Source organism: Legionella steelei, from assembly GCF_001468005.1.
Classification (GTDB): Bacteria; Pseudomonadota; Gammaproteobacteria; order Legionellales; family Legionellaceae; genus Legionella; species Legionella steelei.
Window position 1 is genome coordinate 803,445 of record NZ_LNYY01000021.1, and the last position, 17,347, is coordinate 820,791.

Sequence of the window (17,347 nt, forward strand, 5' to 3'; positions counted from 1 at the left end):
TCATTATCATAGTCATTGGAAGTAGTTCATCATGTGCCATAAATTGAAAACTTGTATTCGATAGCATGTAATTTTTATCATGGCAAAAAAAGATGCGTTATATTACCAAAAAAGGTTTGCAGCAGAGTACGATTGACTCATGAGCCTGCTATGTCTATACTGGAAAATCTTTGATTTTATGGTAAATATCGTGGATGAACTTACTGAATTACTTAGGCCATCTTGGGGTGCTGAAAAATGGATTTTAGAAGGGTGGAACAAGATTACTGCGGATGAGAAACAACTCATTAAAAATAGGATAAATGAGTTATTTTGCGATGGTTTACCTTTTGAGCTTAAATCTGACAAACTTTTTTACATTTACACGTTTTCACTTTTAGCGCAGCTTGAAGTTTTAGCGGTTCAAATTCCTCTTAAGTTTGAATCAAAAATGTCGACTGCTGAATACAGAGAGCGTATGCGTCAACAATTGCTTGACGAAATATTTCATGGTTTGGTGTTTACTAAAATTGTTTATATGCTGTGTGCTCCCTACGCATCGCCACCTCCGTATAGTCCGCATATTGAACTTATTTGTAACTTTATCCGTAATGAAACGTGTCCCAAAGTAGCAATTATGTTACTTAACCTTATTGGTGAAGGATGGATCGAGGAAATTTTTGAAAGTTTACATCGTTATGGTGTCGCCCCAAAAGTATTCACAACAATTCTAGAAGATGAACATCGCCATGTGTGTGAAGCGGATTTATATCGTGATATTGGAATGCCCAATGTTGAAGAAATAAAGCCAAAAATCGCTTACCTAGAAGACCAATTGATAACTAATATTTTTATGCAATATAAATATATGTCATCAGTTAGCGCGCTGCTAGGTGTTGATGGTGTTATTCATTTTAAAGAGTCACTCAATAAAAAACATACTCAGCAACTCAGTAAAGTAAATCTCCAACCTACTGAAAATTGGAAAAATTTCATGGAGTTTACAGATGAGTTATTGCCTAGAGTTCAAATTTATACTGATGCAAATCGGGAAGTTGAAATGACTCCCATTCGTAAAGTATTTATGACTCAGTGGGATGGACCAAGTGATCCAACCATGACTGGGCAGTTTAGTATTGATATCTCATGCCTTGATTTTTTTAATAAAAAATTTGCTTCAGAAACTTTGACTACTTTGATGTTGCAGGCGGTTAGTTCATGGATGACATTATCTGATCATCATAGAAATTACTTAAGCTTTAGAAAAATCTTTCAAACCAAAGAAGCCTATGTTGGTCTGGTCGTCATGTTGCCAGGATGTGGCGATCATTTAGGTACGATTGTTTTTGAAAATTGCCATAATCTTAGTTTTTATGAGTTGTCCGCAAAAATTCGAGTCATTGTGAATATGATGGCTTATTGTTATAAAAAACGTGAACAACTTGAAAAAACAAATCCACGTGTGCAGCAACTTATGAAAGATATGGTTTATGAATATGCTTATAACACGTATCCATATCCTCTCGCTGGAACTCCTTATATCACATTAAGTAATATTGGTATTTTTGGTTATACCCAATCGGTAGCGCCTCTCCGTAAAACGGAAGCCATGAGATTTACTATAACGGAAGTTGACCGCAAACTTGTTTGGCAAAAAGATACCCAATCATTTGAGCCTAAAGATATGTTGCCAGTATCCATCAGTGCAGATCATCGTATTTTTGATGGTAATTCGACAGTTCCTAAAATGGTAGAAGAGCGGTTTCAGGCTATGTTTGCCAAAATGTCTAAAGAAAAGCCGAAATCAAAACAATTATTGCATCAGCATGAACAATTAGAATTACTTATCGAGCAATTAATTGCAACGAACATTGAAATGGGATATAAGACCTTGATGTTGCTGCAGACCTGCTGGTTTGATTTCATTTCGCTTGAAGAATGTTATGCTGTGTCTAATTATCATGATGCTGCAAAAAACCAAGATCCAACTCGAGAAACGACGCTTATCTAATGTAATCAAGTAGAAAGTTGTATATCCATGCAGCAATATAAGTACTGATGAATGTATTCATGAGTACTATTGCTGCACCAAGGCCAGCATTGGCCAAAGAGGGGTTATATGATAAATACATATTTCCAACCATGCCTACAATGGGTTTATCAGCAAAAAAAACATATGCTGCTAATCCCATAAGGAATGCAGCGATTGCCGATGGGACACTAATAGATATTCCCAAAGCAAGTGGGTTTATTTTGGTGAACTCCATGATTTTTATCCCTATTTTTAATAGTCTTAAATTGATTTCTATTATTAATCATTCTGCTTGAGATGGGAAGCTCATTTTGGCCAGAAATTTTAAAGAAATAGGTTGATGATTTCTGTGAATAATAGGAAATGATAAAGGATGATTCGAATTGGAATTCACAATTGAAATATTTCTAGATTAAATGTGTATTAAAGCGCTAATTGCTTGAATACGTAAGTAAATGATGTTAGTTTTTTTAAAACTAATTCTTATGTTCAACCCCCTAAGGGCATGGAGCGCTGATTGAAAAAAACGGCTTTATTTTCATCTTTATTTGCGCTGAGTTTACCTATGTGTGTTTATGCACTTGGTTTGGGTAAAATGAAAGTGGAGTCAGCCTTAGACCAGCCTTTTCTTGCTGAGATTGAACTCATTGATGCACGCAATGCTTCTTTAACCAATATGAGAGTGGCGCTTGCTGATCCACAAAGCTATCAAAGTTTAGGTGTTGCACGTTCCGAGATAGTCGGCTCTCTTTTTTTTGATATGAAACAAAATAAACAAGGAAAATTCGTTATAGAAGTACACTCCTCAGCGCGAATGACAGAGCCTTATATGCAACTTATTGTGGAGTTAACTTGGCCTAAAGGACAAATCTATAAAGTTTACACCGTATTGTTAGACCCACCGGGTTATAAATTAACTAATACAACGGCACAAAGCGGGTTAACTTATCAGCGAAAATTCACTAATTATCACCAAAATACAGCAGTTTCTGCTGGTGAACCGAGTGGGAAAAAGAAAAAACCAATTTATGGTCCTACCTCATCCAATGAAAATGTATGGCAAATCGCTCAAAGATATAAAACTACAGAGGCAATTTTACCGCAAATTGTTTTAGCTATTGTGGGAACAAATCCTGATGCTTTTGTTGATGGCAACTTGAATGGATTGAAAATGGGTGTCCGCCTTAAAATTCCTTCTGATAAAAAGTTCCTTGAGGTACCAGCTGATCTAGCTACTGTTGAAGTAATGGCCCATGATAAGGCCTGGAACGAAAAAACATCGATTAATCATGTGTTGGCTCCACCTTATATTACTGGGCAAGCTTCTAACGCGGTGGTTGAGTATTCACAAATACCTCCTGTGCCAAAGTTTTCTGAGCCCGAAGCTTCTATGCCAGATCGTATTTTGTCTTCAATACCATCTTTGGAAACATCAAAGCAAGTAAGCCCAGAACAAAGTAGGACACTTAAGGCTGAAATATCAATAACCAGTGCCGCGGTAGATTCTTTACGAGAGTCTAATGCTCAGATGACAGAACAATTGAGTTTTTTACACGCGCAAAATAAAAAACTGCAAGAACAATTAGATGCGCGCGATAAAGAACTTCAATTACTTCATAATCAAATTCAAACTATGATGAAAGAGCGCATGGCAATTGCAGGACAAGCCAGCTCTAGCTCGCCTAACAACCCATCTTCTGATTTTTGGTTTTTATTTATGTTATTACTTATTGGTGGTGGAGGCGTTGGTGTTGCTACTTATTATTATTTTAAACGTTCTGATCAAGCAAAAAAAGCCAGATCTACAGCGACTAACTCTTCTACCTTAGCAACATCTTCAATGCTACCTGTTATTAGCCCGAAAGAAGCGGACGGTATGCAGGAGCCACTACAGGAAGTAAAATCAGAGCCTAAATTAGAAGCGTCTGAGTCTGAGTCAAAGCCCGAACCAGAGTTAAAGACTGGGCTTGAGCTACAATCTAAACCCAAATTAAAACCAGAAAGTAAGCTAAAACCTAAACCCGAGCCTGAGATAAAACCCGAGCCTGAGATAAAACCTGAGCCTGAGATAAAACCCGAGCCTGAGATAAAACCCGAGCCTGAGATAAAACCTGAGCCTCAGATAAAACCTGAGCCTGAGATAAAACCTGAGCCTGAGATAAAACCTGAGCCTGAGATAAAACCTGAGCCTCAGATAAAACCTGAGCCTGAGATAAAACCTGAGCCTGAGATAAAACCTGAACCTGAGATAAAACCTGAACCTGAGATAAAACCTGAACCTGAGATAAAACCTGAACCTGAGATAGAGCTTGAACCCGGATTAAATATGGAGACTGAGACTAAGCCGGAGATAGTTCCTGATCTTGCATCAAGTAGCTCTGAGCAATTAGTTGAGCTTGAAGAAAAGAAGTATTTAGAGTCAACGGGTATGTCTCCAGAACATAGTTCACTTGCTATTGAGGCTGAGCCCACAGCTACAGATGAAGAGCAATTATTGGAAATGATTCCAACTGAGAATGAAAATAAACCATCTTCTCAGTCTGATGGAAACCAAAACGCGACAAGTGATGCCTCCCAGGAAGATAATCTACTGGAGTTTGAATCAGGTCTACATCACTTACTTACAGAAAACCCAACCCCCAAAGAAAATACTCAAGAACAAATTAGCGAGGATGAAAATAGTTTGGATTTTGTTCCTTCTGCATCTGCCGATGTACATACACAAGAGGATGAGCAGGGTAAAAATCTGGCTAATTTAAAGAATAAAAAAGCATTAGACACACTATTAGCTTTAGCAAGAACCTATATAGGAATGGAAGATATAGAATCAGCATTACATTCCTTGAATGAAGTCATGGAACATGGAAGTAAATCACAAAAAGAAGACGCACAACGTTTAATTGATGAGATTAAAGGGAAGTCCTAATATTTTAGTACTTTGTAGTTTTGTAGTCTGGGGGAAGGCGTAAGCCTAAGCCGGGGAGTCTGCAGAAAGTCCCAGGGTTGGCTGTGCTTTACCCTGGTTACACCGCGAAATATAAATTCAGCTTAATAAGGTTCCCATTCACAAGGACTAATTGATTGAGCATATCTAATATTAATTAGCTTGATTATAAAGTAAGCAATTTCAGTGATGAATGTACTATAGTTATAAGATGACTTTAACTTTATGGTCAAGGAATATCAAGAGAGAGAAAAGAACTCGTAGGTCATAAAATATTTCGATTTAGGGTAGGGGGCTCATTAAATTGCAGGAATGGTTGTTTCTATTAGAAGATAGAAGACTGAACTTTTTGAGAAAATTTTTTATATTCACGCGACCATGATTAAAATTACAAATTTCTACGCCATTGCATTTTTAGGATTATAGGGTATAGACAAAACATATACTGTATTATAAATTGATCCTTTTTTTCAGGAATAATCAATGCGTATCGCCTTAGTGCTTGAGTACGATGGTAGCCAGTATCATGGCTGGCAAGCACAAACAGGCTTGCATACTGTGCAACAAGCCGTAGAACATGCTTTATCAAGAGTAGCTGATTGCCCTATTTCTGTTGTGTGCGCAGGTAGGACAGATACTGGCGTGCACGCTACAAATCAAGTAATTCATTTTGACTGCGATAAAGTTCGCAGCATTCGTGCCTGGATTCATGGTGCGAATTCTTTTTTGCCTAAAGATGTTTGTGTTAAGTGGGGAAAAGAATTATCAGAAGAGTTCCACGCACGATATTCCGCTACCGCAAGACGATATCGTTATGTGATTTATAATTGTGCCATTAGACCTGCTTTATTACGAAGTAATGTAACTTGGCAATACAGGCAACTAGATCACCGCTTGATGCATCAAGCAGCCCAAGTTTTACTAGGAGAAAATGATTTTACTTCATTTCGTTCCGTTGAGTGTCAATCGAATACACCTATGCGAAATATCCACAAATTACAGGTTAGTCGCATGGGGGATTTGGTGGTAATCGATATTACTGCCAATGCTTTTTTGCATCATATGGTACGAAACATTGCTGGTGTGTTAATTGCAGTAGGATCAGGTAAGCATCCTGTGGCTTGGGTCGATGAAGTACTTAAAGCAAAAGACAGACGATTAGGTGCTGAAACAGCACCTGCTTATGGTTTGTATTTGGTGCAAGTAACTTATCCTCAGGAGTTTTCTATATTACAAAGTGGTCCGGGGCCTACTTTTCTTTTGGAGAAATAATTGAATCTGGCACGTGTACGAGTCAAAATGTGTGGTATGACACGTAACGAAGATATCGCACATGCGGTTAATCTAGGTGTTGATGCTATAGGTTTGATCTTTTATCCAAAAAGTGCTCGTTGTGTCTCAGTCGCGCAGGCAAAAATTTTATTAAGAGACCTTCCTGCACTTGTAGATGCAGTTGCTGTTTTGGTTAATCCTGAGCGAGATTTTGTCTATGAAATAGTAGAGGAATTACCAATTCAGTTATTGCAATTTCATGGAGATGAATCAGCTGAGTTTTGCCAGCAATTTAATAAACCTTTTATTAAAGCCATTCATTGTGATTCGACAGAACATATTCATCAGGCGGCACGGGATTTTATGACCGCACGCGCATTGTTACTGGATACTCCTTCTAATGTGGCACGAGGTGGTACTGGGTGTGTTTTTGACTGGAATATTATTCCCCAAAAAGTAGAAAAGCCTTACCTGCTGGCTGGTGGATTAGATGAGTTTAATGTACTAGAAGCAATTAAATCATGCCATCCTTATGCTGTAGATCTGTGTAGTGGCATTGAGATGTCGCCTGGAGTTAAAGATCATGGCAAAATGAGTCGATTTATGCAGAAATTAATACATAGATAATGTAGTAGTAGCCTGGGTGAAGCGCAGCATAGCCCAGGGTTAGTAATCCAATATTCCCGGGTTACGCTGCGCTTCACCCAGGCTACGTTTATAAGAAGTAATAAGGTAGATAATGAGCAAAAAAGAGCTTCCTGATGAGCGCGGGCACTTTGGCCCCTACGGCGGTATTTTTGTTGCAGATACTTTGATGTACGCATTGAAGCAATTGGAAGAGGCTTATGCAAAATATCGAAAAGATCCTGAGTTTTTAGCTGAGCTGAATGTTGAATTAAAAGATTATGTGGGACGTCCCAATCCACTGTATCATGCACGACGTTTAAGTCTGGAGCTTGGTGGTGCACAAATCTACTTAAAGCGAGAGGATTTGAATCATACCGGTGCACATAAAATTAATAATACTGTAGGACAAGCGTTACTTGCCAAGCGCATGGGAAAAACGCGAGTCATTGCTGAAACGGGTGCAGGTCAACATGGAGTTGCCTCAGCAACAGTAGCTGCTAAATTAGGTTTAGAATGTGTCGTATATATGGGTGCTGAAGACATAAAACGTCAATCATCAAATGTTTATCGCATGAAATTGTTGGGAGCAGAGGTTGTTCCGGTCACTGCGGGATCACGCACGTTAAAAGATGCATTAAATGAAGCCATGCGCGATTGGGTAAGTCATATTGATGATACTTTTTATATTATTGGCACAGTTGCCGGTCCACATCCATATCCGCAAATGGTTCGCGATTTTCAAGCAATTATTGGTATTGAAGCGCGCGCCCAGTTTTTGGAAAAAACAGGACACTTGCCTGATGCCCTGGTGGCCTGTGTCGGTGGTGGTTCCAATGCAATCGGTTTATTTTATCCTTTCCTGAATGATTCAACAGTGGCTATCTATGGTGTTGAAGCTGGAGGAAAAGGGCTAGAAAGTGGTGAACATTCTGCGTCGCTGATTGCTGGAAAACCGGGTGTTTTACATGGCAACCGGACTTATTTGCTGTGTGATGAATACGGTCAGATTAAAGATACCCATTCAGTTTCAGCTGGCCTTGATTATCCTGGTGTAGGCCCAGAACATGCCTACTTAAAAGATACCGGACGTGTCGTTTATGAAGCAATTAATGACGATGAAGCCTTGCATGCATTCCGTACTTTAACACGCGTTGAGGGGATTATTCCTGCTCTTGAATCCAGTCATGCAATTGCTTATGCAATGAAACTTGCTAAGAACATGTCAGCGGAGCAAAGCATTATCGTGAATTTATCTGGTCGTGGTGATAAAGACATGCATACTGTTGCTCAAATTGATGGAATTACTGTATGAATCGAATTGATAAAACTTTGATGCGCCTGCAATCTCAAGGCAAAAAAATGCTTAGCCCTTATATTACTGCTGGGGATCCATATCCAGAAGTCACGGTCAAACTCATGCATGAATTGGTTAGAGCAGGGGCTGATATTTTAGAATTAGGCATCCCTTTTTCTGATCCTATGGCAGAAGGCCCTGTTATCCAAAGAGCAATGGAGCGTGCACTTGCTCAAGATGTACATTGCCATACCGTATTGAATATGGTGAAGGAGTTTCGTGTACAGGATCAAGAGACACCCATTGTTCTCATGGGCTATCTAAATCCTATCGAACATTTTGGTTATGAACTGTTTGCACAACAGGCTGTGGAAGCGGGTGTGGATGGAACGATTTTGGTAGACTTACCACCAGAAGAAAGTGAGGATGTAGCAAAAGTCTGGCAAAAACATGGTTTATACAGTATCTTTCTTTGTTCGCCTACGACCTCTGATGAGCGAATGGCATTAATTAACCAATTCGCGAAGGGCTATTTGTACTACGTGTCTTTAAAGGGTGTTACTGGATCGAATGCGTTGGATGTTTCATCTTTAAAATCGCAATATCAACACCGGAAAGCACAAACCACACTTCCTTTAATGGTGGGTTTTGGTATAAAAACACCAGAAATGGCTGCAGAGGTTGCTGGTTTTGCTGATGGTGTCATTGTGGGAGCAGCCCTTATTACGCAAATTCTGGATGCGTACAATACGAATAATGATATATTGCAAGCGGGAGCAGATTTAATTTATTCCATGCGACATGCGATGGATAATTAAAATAATGGCTTCATAGTAGAATTGTCAAAAGCCCATAATAGACGGAAAAATCTAATGATAGAATTAACTGAAAAACGAGCTCATTTTATAAGACAACTGATTACTGATGAATTAGCGAGTGGCAAACATAAGTCTGTAGTGACTCGTTTTCCTCCTGAGCCTAATGGATATTTGCATGTAGGGCATGCTAAGTCTATATGCCTGAATTTTGGTTTGGCACAAGAATTTAAAGGTATTTGTTTTTTACGTTTTGATGATACCAATCCAATGAAAGAAGAAGAGGAGTACGTCAATGCGATTATTGAAGACGTACGTTGGCTAGGTTTTGAATGGCATGCAATGACTCATTCTTCAGACTACTATCATGAACTCTATGACTTTGCAGTATTATTAATCAAAAAAGACTTGGCTTATGTTGATAGCTTAAGCATGGATGAAATTCGTGCTTATCGAGGAACTTTGCAAGAGCCTGGACGTGAAAGCCCTTACAGAAATAGACCTATAGAGGAAAGTTTGGATTTATTTACTCGTATGAAAGCTGGAGAGTTTCCTGATGGAACGCATGTGCTAAGAGCAAAGATTGATATGCAATCTGGTAACCTAAATATGCGTGATCCAGTAATCTATCGTATTCGACATGCGCATCATCAACGCACTGGGGATGAATGGTGTATTTATCCTATGTACGACTATGCTCACCCTATTTCTGATGCGCTAGAAAAAATTACTCATTCTCTATGTACTTTAGAGTTTCAAGACCATCGTCCTCTTTATGACTGGTGTGTTGATAATTTACCTTTACCGGCAAAGCCAATACAAACTGAGTTTGCGCGCTTGAATTTATCGCATACGGTCACATCAAAACGTAAATTACGTACTCTAGTTGAAAAAAATGCTGTTTCAGGATGGGATGATCCGCGAATGCCTACGTTACGCGGAATGCGTAAACGTGGTTATCCACCGGCTGCAATTCGGCAATTTTGTGAAATAATAGGGATATCACGGAGTGATTCCGTAATCGATATGTCTATTCTTGAGGAATGCGTCCGTAACGAATTGAATAGGACTGCCAAACGTGCTTTATGTGTTATGGATCCTGTAAAAGTAGTTATAGAAAATTACCCTGAAGGCAAAGTAGACATGTTAAAGCCTGCTTATAATCAGCAGGACCCAGATTCAGAAAAGCGGGAATTACCTTTTACTCGCGAACTCTTCATTGAGCGTTCTGATTTCATGGAAGAACCACCTAAAAAATATTTCCGTTTATCTCCTGGGGCTGAAGTACGTTTACGTCATGCCTATGTGATTAAATGTCATGATGTGGTTCATGATGAGCAGGGTAATATCGTCGAGTTACGTTGTACCTATGATGAAAAAACTTTAGGAAAGAATCCAGAAGATAGAAAAGTAAAAGGTGTCATTCATTGGGTATCATGTGAACACGCTTATCCTGTGAGTGTACTGGAGTATGACCGTTTATTTAATGATCCGAATCCTGGTCGAGAGGAGGATTTTTTCCAGTTTTTAAATCATGATTCGTTGCAAGTAAAACAAGCCTATTGTGAGCCGGCTCTAGCCCATCAGCCATTAGGTGAGGTATTCCAATTTGAGCGTCTAGGGTACTATTGTGTTAATGAGTCAAAAGATGGACGAGTTAGTGTATTTCATCGTGTTGTTGACTTAAAAGATACTTGGACAAAAGGATAGAGTAACCTAAAGGGGTAGATATGTTGCATTTATATAATTCTCTAACCAGAACAAAAGAACCATTTGTTTCCATTTCTCCTGGAAAAATTGGTATCTATGTTTGTGGTATTACCGTATATGATCGTTGTCATATAGGCCATGCCCGCTCTATGGTATCTTTTGACGTCATTGTTCGATACCTTCGTTCTCAAGGTTATGAAGTAAAATACGTACGTAATATTACAGATATTGACGATAAAATTATTGCACGTGCGCATGAACGTGCAATACCGATCGATGAGTTGACTGCTCAGTATATCGCGGCAATGAATGGGGATACGCAAGCTCTAAATATTTTATCTCCGGATGTAGAGCCACGTGCTACAGAACATATCAATAGCATTATTCGCCTAATTGAGCGATTGCTAGAAAAGGGGAATGCATATCTTAGTGATAATGGCGATGTATGTTATCAAGTAGATTCTTTCGCTGACTACGGCAAATTATCGCACAAAGATTTAGAGGGATTAGTTGCAGGAGCACGAGTAGAGATTGTCAAAGAAAAACGCTCTCCCTTAGATTTTGTTCTATGGAAAAAGGCAAAGCAAGGGGAACCAAGTTGGCCTTCCCCATGGGGCGAAGGACGCCCTGGCTGGCATATTGAATGTTCTGCGATGGCTATGAGTGAATTAGGTGAACAATTTGATATTCATGGAGGTGGACTGGATTTACAATTCCCACATCATGAAAATGAAATTGCTCAAAGTGAAGCTGCTACTGCAAAGCCTTTTGCAAATTATTGGTTGCATGTAGGAATGCTACAAGTCAATAATGAAAAGATGTCCAAATCATTGGGTAATTTTTTTACAATAGCTGATGTTTTGGCCAAGCATCACCCAGAGGTTGTACGCTATTTTCTTTTAAGTAGCCATTATCGTAGTCCATTAAATTATTCCGAAGAAAATTTAGCAAATACTAAGAAAGCGTTAACGCGCTTATACCAGACAATAAAAGACAGCTATACTGCTGCAGATGGTGAGTTAGATAATCATTGGATTAATGAATTTAATCAAGCAATGAATGATGATTTTAATACGCCTGTAGCGCTCTCTGTTTTGTTCCAACTAAGCCATGAAGTCAATAAGAATCGTTCATCTATTTTAGCGAATACATTGAAGCACTTAGCCGGGATCCTGGGTCTATTACAAGAAGATCCAGCATCTTTTTTACAATCAGGTTTTGCTGAAGAAGATAAGACTGAAATAGAACAATTAATTGCTGAGAGACTTCAAGCTCGTGCTGATCGAAATTGGCAGCGGGCTGACCAAATAAGAGCAGATTTGTTACATCGTGGGATTGAGTTGGAAGATGGACCCAATGGTACCACTTGGCGTAGGATGGAATAAGCAATTTTCTGTAGCCTGGGCACAGCACAGCGTACCCCGGGTTTCTATGCAAAGATAGCCGTCATCCCGAGTACAACGAGAGATCCCACCGTAACAAGTTGTTACAACGCGGGGATCTCTCGTTGCACTCGGGATGATGCTTGCTTTTTATTACGAAATAAAAGAATAACAACTAAAAAACAGAGTAAACTGAGAGCCATCCAGCCCATAAGATAAAAGCAATCGTCCAATGCCAAAGCAGTGGCTTGTCGCGTAAGATAAACATTTAATTGGGCAGCAGTCTGTTTTCCTTGCAGATGAAATAGTTTTGCTCGCTCGAGAAACTGTTGTGTTTCCTGGGAAAATGCAGTTAATCTGCTTCCTAAACGAAGATGAAAAAATACTTCACGTCTGTGCCATAAAATAGAAAATAAAGCAACTCCTAATCCGCTACCAAGCAATCGAGAGACATGAAAGAAGCATATGCTTTCGGCAAGCTTTGTTTCAGGAAAAGCTTGTACTGACAATTGAAAGAGTGGCGATAAGAACAATGCGAGACCTATACCGGCTAATACACGTGAAAAAGCAATTCGATTAAAATCAATATCTACATTAAAGGAAGTGGTATAGAAACAGGAAATGGCAAAAAAAAGTAAGGCAATGATTAATGGGAAAAACGGATCATATTGTTTCTTATTGAAAAGAACTGGAATCCATCCACAAAATGCCATAGTACCTATAATGAGTGCGATCCAATTGGGGGTATAATTGACATAAAGTTTTAACCATAAAGACAATAAAATCACCATACCAAAATAGAGTGCAAAAAATAAGATGATATAGAGCATTGCAAGTGAAAAATAAAAATTCTTAAGTAATTTTAATTCAATGACAGGATGCTGTGCTGACCAACTACGTAAAATAAAAAAGATAAGACTGATTACCCCAGAAACAAGCAAAAAAGTAATTAAAGGAGAGCGAAACCAATCTAGCTCCTGGCCTATTGTTAACGCGCTGACAATAAAGATCATGCTGACGCAGTAATAAAGATATCCGAGTTTGTCAAAATATGCCTTTTTAACAGGTTCATGATATTTTCTATAGCCATAACCTACATAAACAATAAAAAACAAACAAATAGGTATATTAGAATAGAAAAGGAAACGCCAATCATAGATGTAAGCAATCCAAGCGCCATATGAAGCACCAAGTACCGGAACTATTGAAAGACAAATCAATACTAAAGAAACAATATAGACTTTATCCTTATTTGATGAAAGTAACGGAATCAGTGTACACGTAATAAGAAGAAACATTGGTCCTGAAGCCAATCCTTCTAAGAATCTGAATAAGATAAAAGTAAAAAAATTGTTGGCTATAGCGCATTGCCACGAGAATAATGCGGTAAGGCTAAGACATACTACATAAAGCTGAATGGGGCTTAAGCGTGTTGCCGTAGGTTTGCCTAGAGGAACGCCGAGGAGATTTCCAATGCAAAAAAAACTGACTGTATACGACGTCATATAAGGGCTGCCACCCAGATCACTGACAATATATAGACCAGCCATTATAGTTAAGGTCAGGTTGAAAATGATTGCAGCAAGTGAGAACAGTAAAATATAAAGAATCATTACTTACTCATTTTATTTAGCGCAATTTTATTGTGCCTAAGTGGAGTATGGGCAAACTCCTGAAGATTAGGGTCTAAATTGTTCTTAATAATATTTGCAATGAGCTTCTCATTACCTGCCTCTTCTTTTTGAAAAATTTCAGTAACGTAACTTGGTGAGTTTGATGTTGAGGTGGGCACTAAAAGTCCGTTTTGATCGGACAAATCAGTAGTTAACTCTAAAGAGAGACCAATTCGCAGAGGATATTTTTTTAATTCATCCTGTTCTATTGCTACACGAACCGGTAATCTTTGGACAATTTTAATCCAATTCCCACTGAGATTTTCGGGGGGTAATAATGAAAAAACATTACCTGCACCACCTGGTAAACCGACAATCTTCCCATGAAATACAACATTGGAACCGTACAGATCAGAAGTAAACCTAACGTTTTGGCCGATACGCATTCTTTTCATTTGAGTTTCCTTATAATTGGCATTGACCCAAATTTGATCGAGCGGAATAATGGCCATTAGTGGATCATTGGGAGAAACCCACATGCCTACTTGAATTGTTCTTTGTGCGATCAATCCCTCTACAGGAGCATAAATTTTACATCGATATAATTGTACCCATGCATCGCGCACCTCTTGTGCTGCTGCTTGTACCCATGGATGCTCTGTAATGGAGGTACCTTGTACAAAAGCAAGCTTTTTTTGATAAGTGTTTTTAGTACTTCTTAAGGTGGCAGACGCGGCTTTGAGATCATCTTGTGCATTTTGGTACTCTTCTAAAGAAATCGCATTGGCACCAATGACATCATGACGATGCTTTAGATTTTGTTTTGTTTTTAAGAGCTCTGCACTTCTAACTTCAATATCTGCGGCCAAAATAAACACATCATGAAATGCTTGGCATACATCACGTACTGTTTTGGCAAGTTTCTTTTTTGCTTTTTCCAGCGCGATCAGTGAATCAGTTTCATTTAAAGAAACAATGAGCTGTCCTTTTTTTACTAGAAAACTATCATCGGTATAAATGCCTGTAACAAATCCTGGCCGTAAGGATTTGATGTAAACCTGATTCCCTTGTACATAAGCATTATTGGTATAAGCTTGGTTTCTCCATACAAAAAACCAATACAAGAAAATAAAAATAAATAAGACTATAAGAATAAGTGTAAAATAAAAAGAAGGAGATCTTTTTTTCATGAGTTTTTCACCAATGGGATGGTATTTTGATGGTAACCGCCACCTAACGCCTTAGTTAATTTTATAGAGGCTAAGTATTGATTATAAAGCAGCGTAACATCTTCAAGTTTTCTTTGGATGACCTCTTCTTGTATAAGATAAAGATCAAATAAGTTATCTAAACCTTTTTTATGGCGTAAAAAACTTAATTCATAACGTTGTTTCGCATATTCTACTATCTTTTTTTGTTCTATTTTTTGTTGATAAATGTCTTCAGAAAAAGCCAAAACATCAAGAACTTCCTGGGTGCTGTATAAGAGTAAACTATTGTATGAATCGATTGCCGCATCAAATTGTGCTTTAGTTGCCTTAATATTAGCGCGTATCGCGCCTGCAGTAAAAATGGGTAACTGTAATGCGGGCCTAATCGCTGCGGTGCCGCTTGAAATATCAAGAAACTTTCTCCAACTGGTACTTTCTAAGCCAATTAAGCCAGCAAGGTTTACGTCAGGATAATATTCTGCCATCGCTGCCCCTGTTTTGTAGGCTAAGGCTTTAGCTCGCCAAATTTGTGCCATAAGATCAGGTCGGCGTGCTAAAAAATCGAGTGGTAGTATTTGAGGGATATTCAGAGTTTTAGGCAATGCAGGAAGGGATGAATTAATCATAAGAGGAGTGTCTGGTCCACGACCTGCTAACGTATTAATTAAGTGTTTATTTGCAGTCAATTCATCAGTAATACTTGAGAGTAATTTTTGGGATTCAAGTAGGTTTGCTGAAGTTTCTAATGCGGGCAATTTTGAGGAAAGTCCTTTTTGTACTAGTAAACGCTGCAATTTTGCAATTTTTTGTCGTACATCAATTAACTGTGTGAACAATTGTTTTCTTATAAGATTCGTTTTATAAGCAAAATAAGCTTGCGCGATTGCTGTGCTTGTAATCAAAACTACTTCAGCAGCTTCTGCTTCTTGTGCTTTTGCTTCGCCTAATGCAGCGTGAAAAAGATTACGGTTTTTTCCCCAGAAATCAAACTCATAATTAAAGGAAAGCGAAAGGTCTAAGAGTGTGGCATTCAAGGGGAATTTATGATTGAACGCACGATATAAACCGTTTTTGCTTATATATTGTCGATTTTCATCTGCATTGAAGAAAACTAAAGGGAATAATACAGAGCGCGTAACAATTGCTTGTTGCTTGGCAACTTCAATACGATTTCTGACCTCATGAATTGATGGATTATTCGTTAACGCTTCTACAACTAAGGTATTGAGCTCGGGGTTATTATAAGATAACCACCATTGTTCTCTGGGCCATTTGCCTTTAGAATAAATGGCTTTTTTTTGTAAGCTCTTTTTAATGGTGTGTTCCATATTCGGAATGGCTTTTATATTTTTAACTTGGCTTTGTTGGGGCAGAGATACAGTGCAGGATGTTAATGCGTACAAACTAAAACAAATACATCCTACTATCCAAAGCCGCATAATTGATCCCTTTTTATTTGGCAGCACCACTCAATCCTAAAAAATTATCCCATTCCATGCATTCGTGACTTTATGGTCCTAAGGACAGACTGCTAATTCCTTAACTTAATGAGCCCAGCCACTGATATAGCAAATATCCTATATAGTAACCATTAACATTTGATTTTCATAGGAATTTTCTATCGATTAATAGGAAACAATTTTTTGAATAATTGAAGGTGTTGTTATCCCAAGTGCAATAGGGTACATATGTTACGAAGTGAAGAACCTTCTCTACACTCAGGATCTGATGTATTTCCATGAATTTGTTGTCACTCCTGCAAGGCATGGATCCATTACTATTTTGGCATTGTACCATCTTGATGGATGGATCCCTTGCCTTCGCGGGGATGATGGCTTGCTCATAAGTAAGAGCAATTAATTCAAATTTATGTTCAAAAAACCAGGTATACGTCAGCTCGGGATGACGAGAGTATGATATTTTGCAATACTCAGTTACCTTTTATCATGGGCTGTAGTTCTATTTCTTTGTCATCTTTAGGCAATAACTCTGATATTTTATATATTATTGAACCTAATACCTCGAGACAAAAGCTCGCAACGGGAGCAACTTGAGAAGCTTGATCACTGACTTTAAGAGCATTATAAAAACCAGCTTCTGCAGAATATAATATGCTATTAAACACATTACTTAAATTATCTAAGTAAGTCTCTAACGAGTCAACTTTCTTTGTTTTAGGTATTGGTATTGCCAAAGCTTCATTAAAAATGGGATCACGAAAAAAATGAAGGGTACCTACTTTTTGTAAGTTTTGAAGCGCTTCTTGAGTCTTTTTGTGAAAATATTCTCTTTGTTTCCCAGATGGCATGGTTATTCTCCCAGCGATTAACTATAAAAAATCGAATACTTTTTAAACACTTTTTTGTGCTAAAAATATAAAAGTAATTCAAATTATATAAGAAAAAGCTTAAAGAAATATTAATATGAACAAAGTGTATTAATTTATTCCATGTTTTTTCTGTTTTTTG

Annotated in this window: 13 protein-coding genes; 8 read left to right on the forward strand and 5 right to left on the reverse strand. The window is 38.2% G+C overall.

Translation table 11 applies throughout. The features are described from left to right. Positions 1-190: 190 nt before the first annotated feature. Positions 191-1,990 (forward strand): 2-oxo acid dehydrogenase subunit E2, encoded by a 1,800-nt coding sequence (locus Lste_RS18100; RefSeq protein WP_058512488.1) that lies wholly within the window; start codon positions 191-193, stop codon positions 1,988-1,990. Here the strand turns inward: Lste_RS18100 and Lste_RS19010 are convergent. Beyond that, positions 1,983-2,246, reverse strand: a complete 264-nt coding sequence (locus tag Lste_RS19010; protein WP_083504017.1) for a hypothetical protein — start codon at positions 2,244-2,246, stop codon at positions 1,983-1,985. The two genes, Lste_RS18100 and Lste_RS19010, sit on opposite strands and share 8 nt — an antisense overlap. Positions 2,247-2,528: 282 nt before the next feature. Here Lste_RS19010 and Lste_RS18110 point away from each other — a divergent pair, with 282 nt between their 5' ends. The 7 genes from Lste_RS18110 (at position 2,529) to cysS (ending at position 12,058) form a co-directional block, all read left to right on the forward strand. Then, entirely contained in the window at positions 2,529-4,937 is a 2,409-nt protein-coding gene (locus tag Lste_RS18110; protein ID WP_058512373.1) for a motility hub landmark protein FimV, read from the forward strand. 501 nt (positions 4,938-5,438) lie between these two features. Then, positions 5,439-6,227: a tRNA pseudouridine(38-40) synthase TruA gene (gene truA, locus Lste_RS18115; protein ID WP_058512374.1), complete on the forward strand. Its 789-nt coding sequence runs from the start codon at positions 5,439-5,441 to the stop codon at positions 6,225-6,227. Then, on the forward strand, positions 6,228-6,854 hold the full coding sequence (locus Lste_RS18120; protein WP_058512375.1) for a phosphoribosylanthranilate isomerase: 627 nt from the start codon (positions 6,228-6,230) through the stop codon (positions 6,852-6,854). Positions 6,855-6,966: 112 nt separating this feature from the next. After that, a complete protein-coding gene (trpB, locus tag Lste_RS18125) occupies positions 6,967-8,166 on the forward strand; it encodes a tryptophan synthase subunit beta (protein WP_058512376.1) in 1,200 nt (399 codons plus the stop codon). Further along, complete coding sequence (gene trpA, locus Lste_RS18130; protein ID WP_058512377.1) at positions 8,163-8,966, forward strand: tryptophan synthase subunit alpha; 804 nt, start codon at positions 8,163-8,165, stop codon at positions 8,964-8,966. The genes trpB and trpA overlap by 4 nt, the downstream gene beginning before the upstream one ends. Before the next feature lie 54 nt (positions 8,967-9,020). After that, positions 9,021-10,673: a glutamine--tRNA ligase/YqeY domain fusion protein gene (locus Lste_RS18135; protein ID WP_058512378.1), complete on the forward strand. Its 1,653-nt coding sequence runs from the start codon at positions 9,021-9,023 to the stop codon at positions 10,671-10,673. Positions 10,674-10,693: 20 nt separating this feature from the next. Further along, positions 10,694-12,058 carry a cysteine--tRNA ligase gene (cysS, locus tag Lste_RS18140; RefSeq protein WP_058512379.1) on the forward strand — a complete coding sequence of 455 codons (1,365 nt, stop codon included), beginning with the start codon at positions 10,694-10,696 and terminating at the stop codon, positions 12,056-12,058. A gap of 101 nt (positions 12,059-12,159) precedes the next feature. Here cysS and Lste_RS18145 read toward each other — a convergent pair whose 3' ends face one another. The 4 genes from Lste_RS18145 to Lste_RS18160 all read right to left on the reverse strand — a co-directional run bounded on the left by Lste_RS18145 (position 12,160) and on the right by Lste_RS18160 (position 17,187). Beyond that, positions 12,160-13,668 carry an MFS transporter gene (locus Lste_RS18145; protein WP_058512380.1) on the reverse strand — a complete coding sequence of 503 codons (1,509 nt, stop codon included), beginning with the start codon at positions 13,666-13,668 and terminating at the stop codon, positions 12,160-12,162. Beyond that, positions 13,668-14,858 (reverse strand): HlyD/EmrA/EmrK family protein, encoded by a 1,191-nt coding sequence (locus Lste_RS18150; RefSeq protein WP_058512381.1) that lies wholly within the window; start codon positions 14,856-14,858, stop codon positions 13,668-13,670. Before Lste_RS18150 ends, Lste_RS18145 begins: the two co-directional genes overlap by 1 nt. Further along, a complete protein-coding gene (locus Lste_RS18155) occupies positions 14,855-16,318 on the reverse strand; it encodes an efflux transporter outer membrane subunit (RefSeq protein WP_058512382.1) in 1,464 nt (487 codons plus the stop codon). Before Lste_RS18155 ends, Lste_RS18150 begins: the two co-directional genes overlap by 4 nt. A gap of 491 nt (positions 16,319-16,809) precedes the next feature. Further along, the gene (locus Lste_RS18160; protein ID WP_058512383.1) at positions 16,810-17,187 is read right to left on the reverse strand and encodes a hypothetical protein; all 378 of its coding nucleotides are present in this window, start codon (positions 17,185-17,187) and stop codon (positions 16,810-16,812) included. Positions 17,188-17,347 lie beyond the last annotated feature (160 nt).

What these genes read in the sequence shown, in the direction of transcription:
- Lste_RS19010 (WP_083504017.1), bottom strand. Translation starts at nt 2,246, where the DNA reads ATGGAGTTCACCAAAATAAACCCACTTGCTTTGGGAATATCTATTAGT.
- truA (WP_058512374.1), top strand. Translation starts at nt 5,439, where the DNA reads ATGCGTATCGCCTTAGTGCTTGAGTACGATGGTAGCCAGTATCATGGC.
- trpB (WP_058512376.1), top strand. Translation starts at nt 6,967, where the DNA reads ATGAGCAAAAAAGAGCTTCCTGATGAGCGCGGGCACTTTGGCCCCTAC.
- trpA (WP_058512377.1), top strand. Translation starts at nt 8,163, where the DNA reads ATGAATCGAATTGATAAAACTTTGATGCGCCTGCAATCTCAAGGCAAA.
- Lste_RS18135 (WP_058512378.1), top strand. Translation starts at nt 9,021, where the DNA reads ATGATAGAATTAACTGAAAAACGAGCTCATTTTATAAGACAACTGATT.
- cysS (WP_058512379.1), top strand. Translation starts at nt 10,694, where the DNA reads ATGTTGCATTTATATAATTCTCTAACCAGAACAAAAGAACCATTTGTT.
- Lste_RS18145 (WP_058512380.1), bottom strand. Translation starts at nt 13,668, where the DNA reads ATGATTCTTTATATTTTACTGTTCTCACTTGCTGCAATCATTTTCAAC.
- Lste_RS18150 (WP_058512381.1), bottom strand. Translation starts at nt 14,858, where the DNA reads ATGAAAAAAAGATCTCCTTCTTTTTATTTTACACTTATTCTTATAGTC.
- Lste_RS18155 (WP_058512382.1), bottom strand. Translation starts at nt 16,318, where the DNA reads ATGCGGCTTTGGATAGTAGGATGTATTTGTTTTAGTTTGTACGCATTA.
- Lste_RS18160 (WP_058512383.1), bottom strand. Translation starts at nt 17,187, where the DNA reads ATGCCATCTGGGAAACAAAGAGAATATTTTCACAAAAAGACTCAAGAA.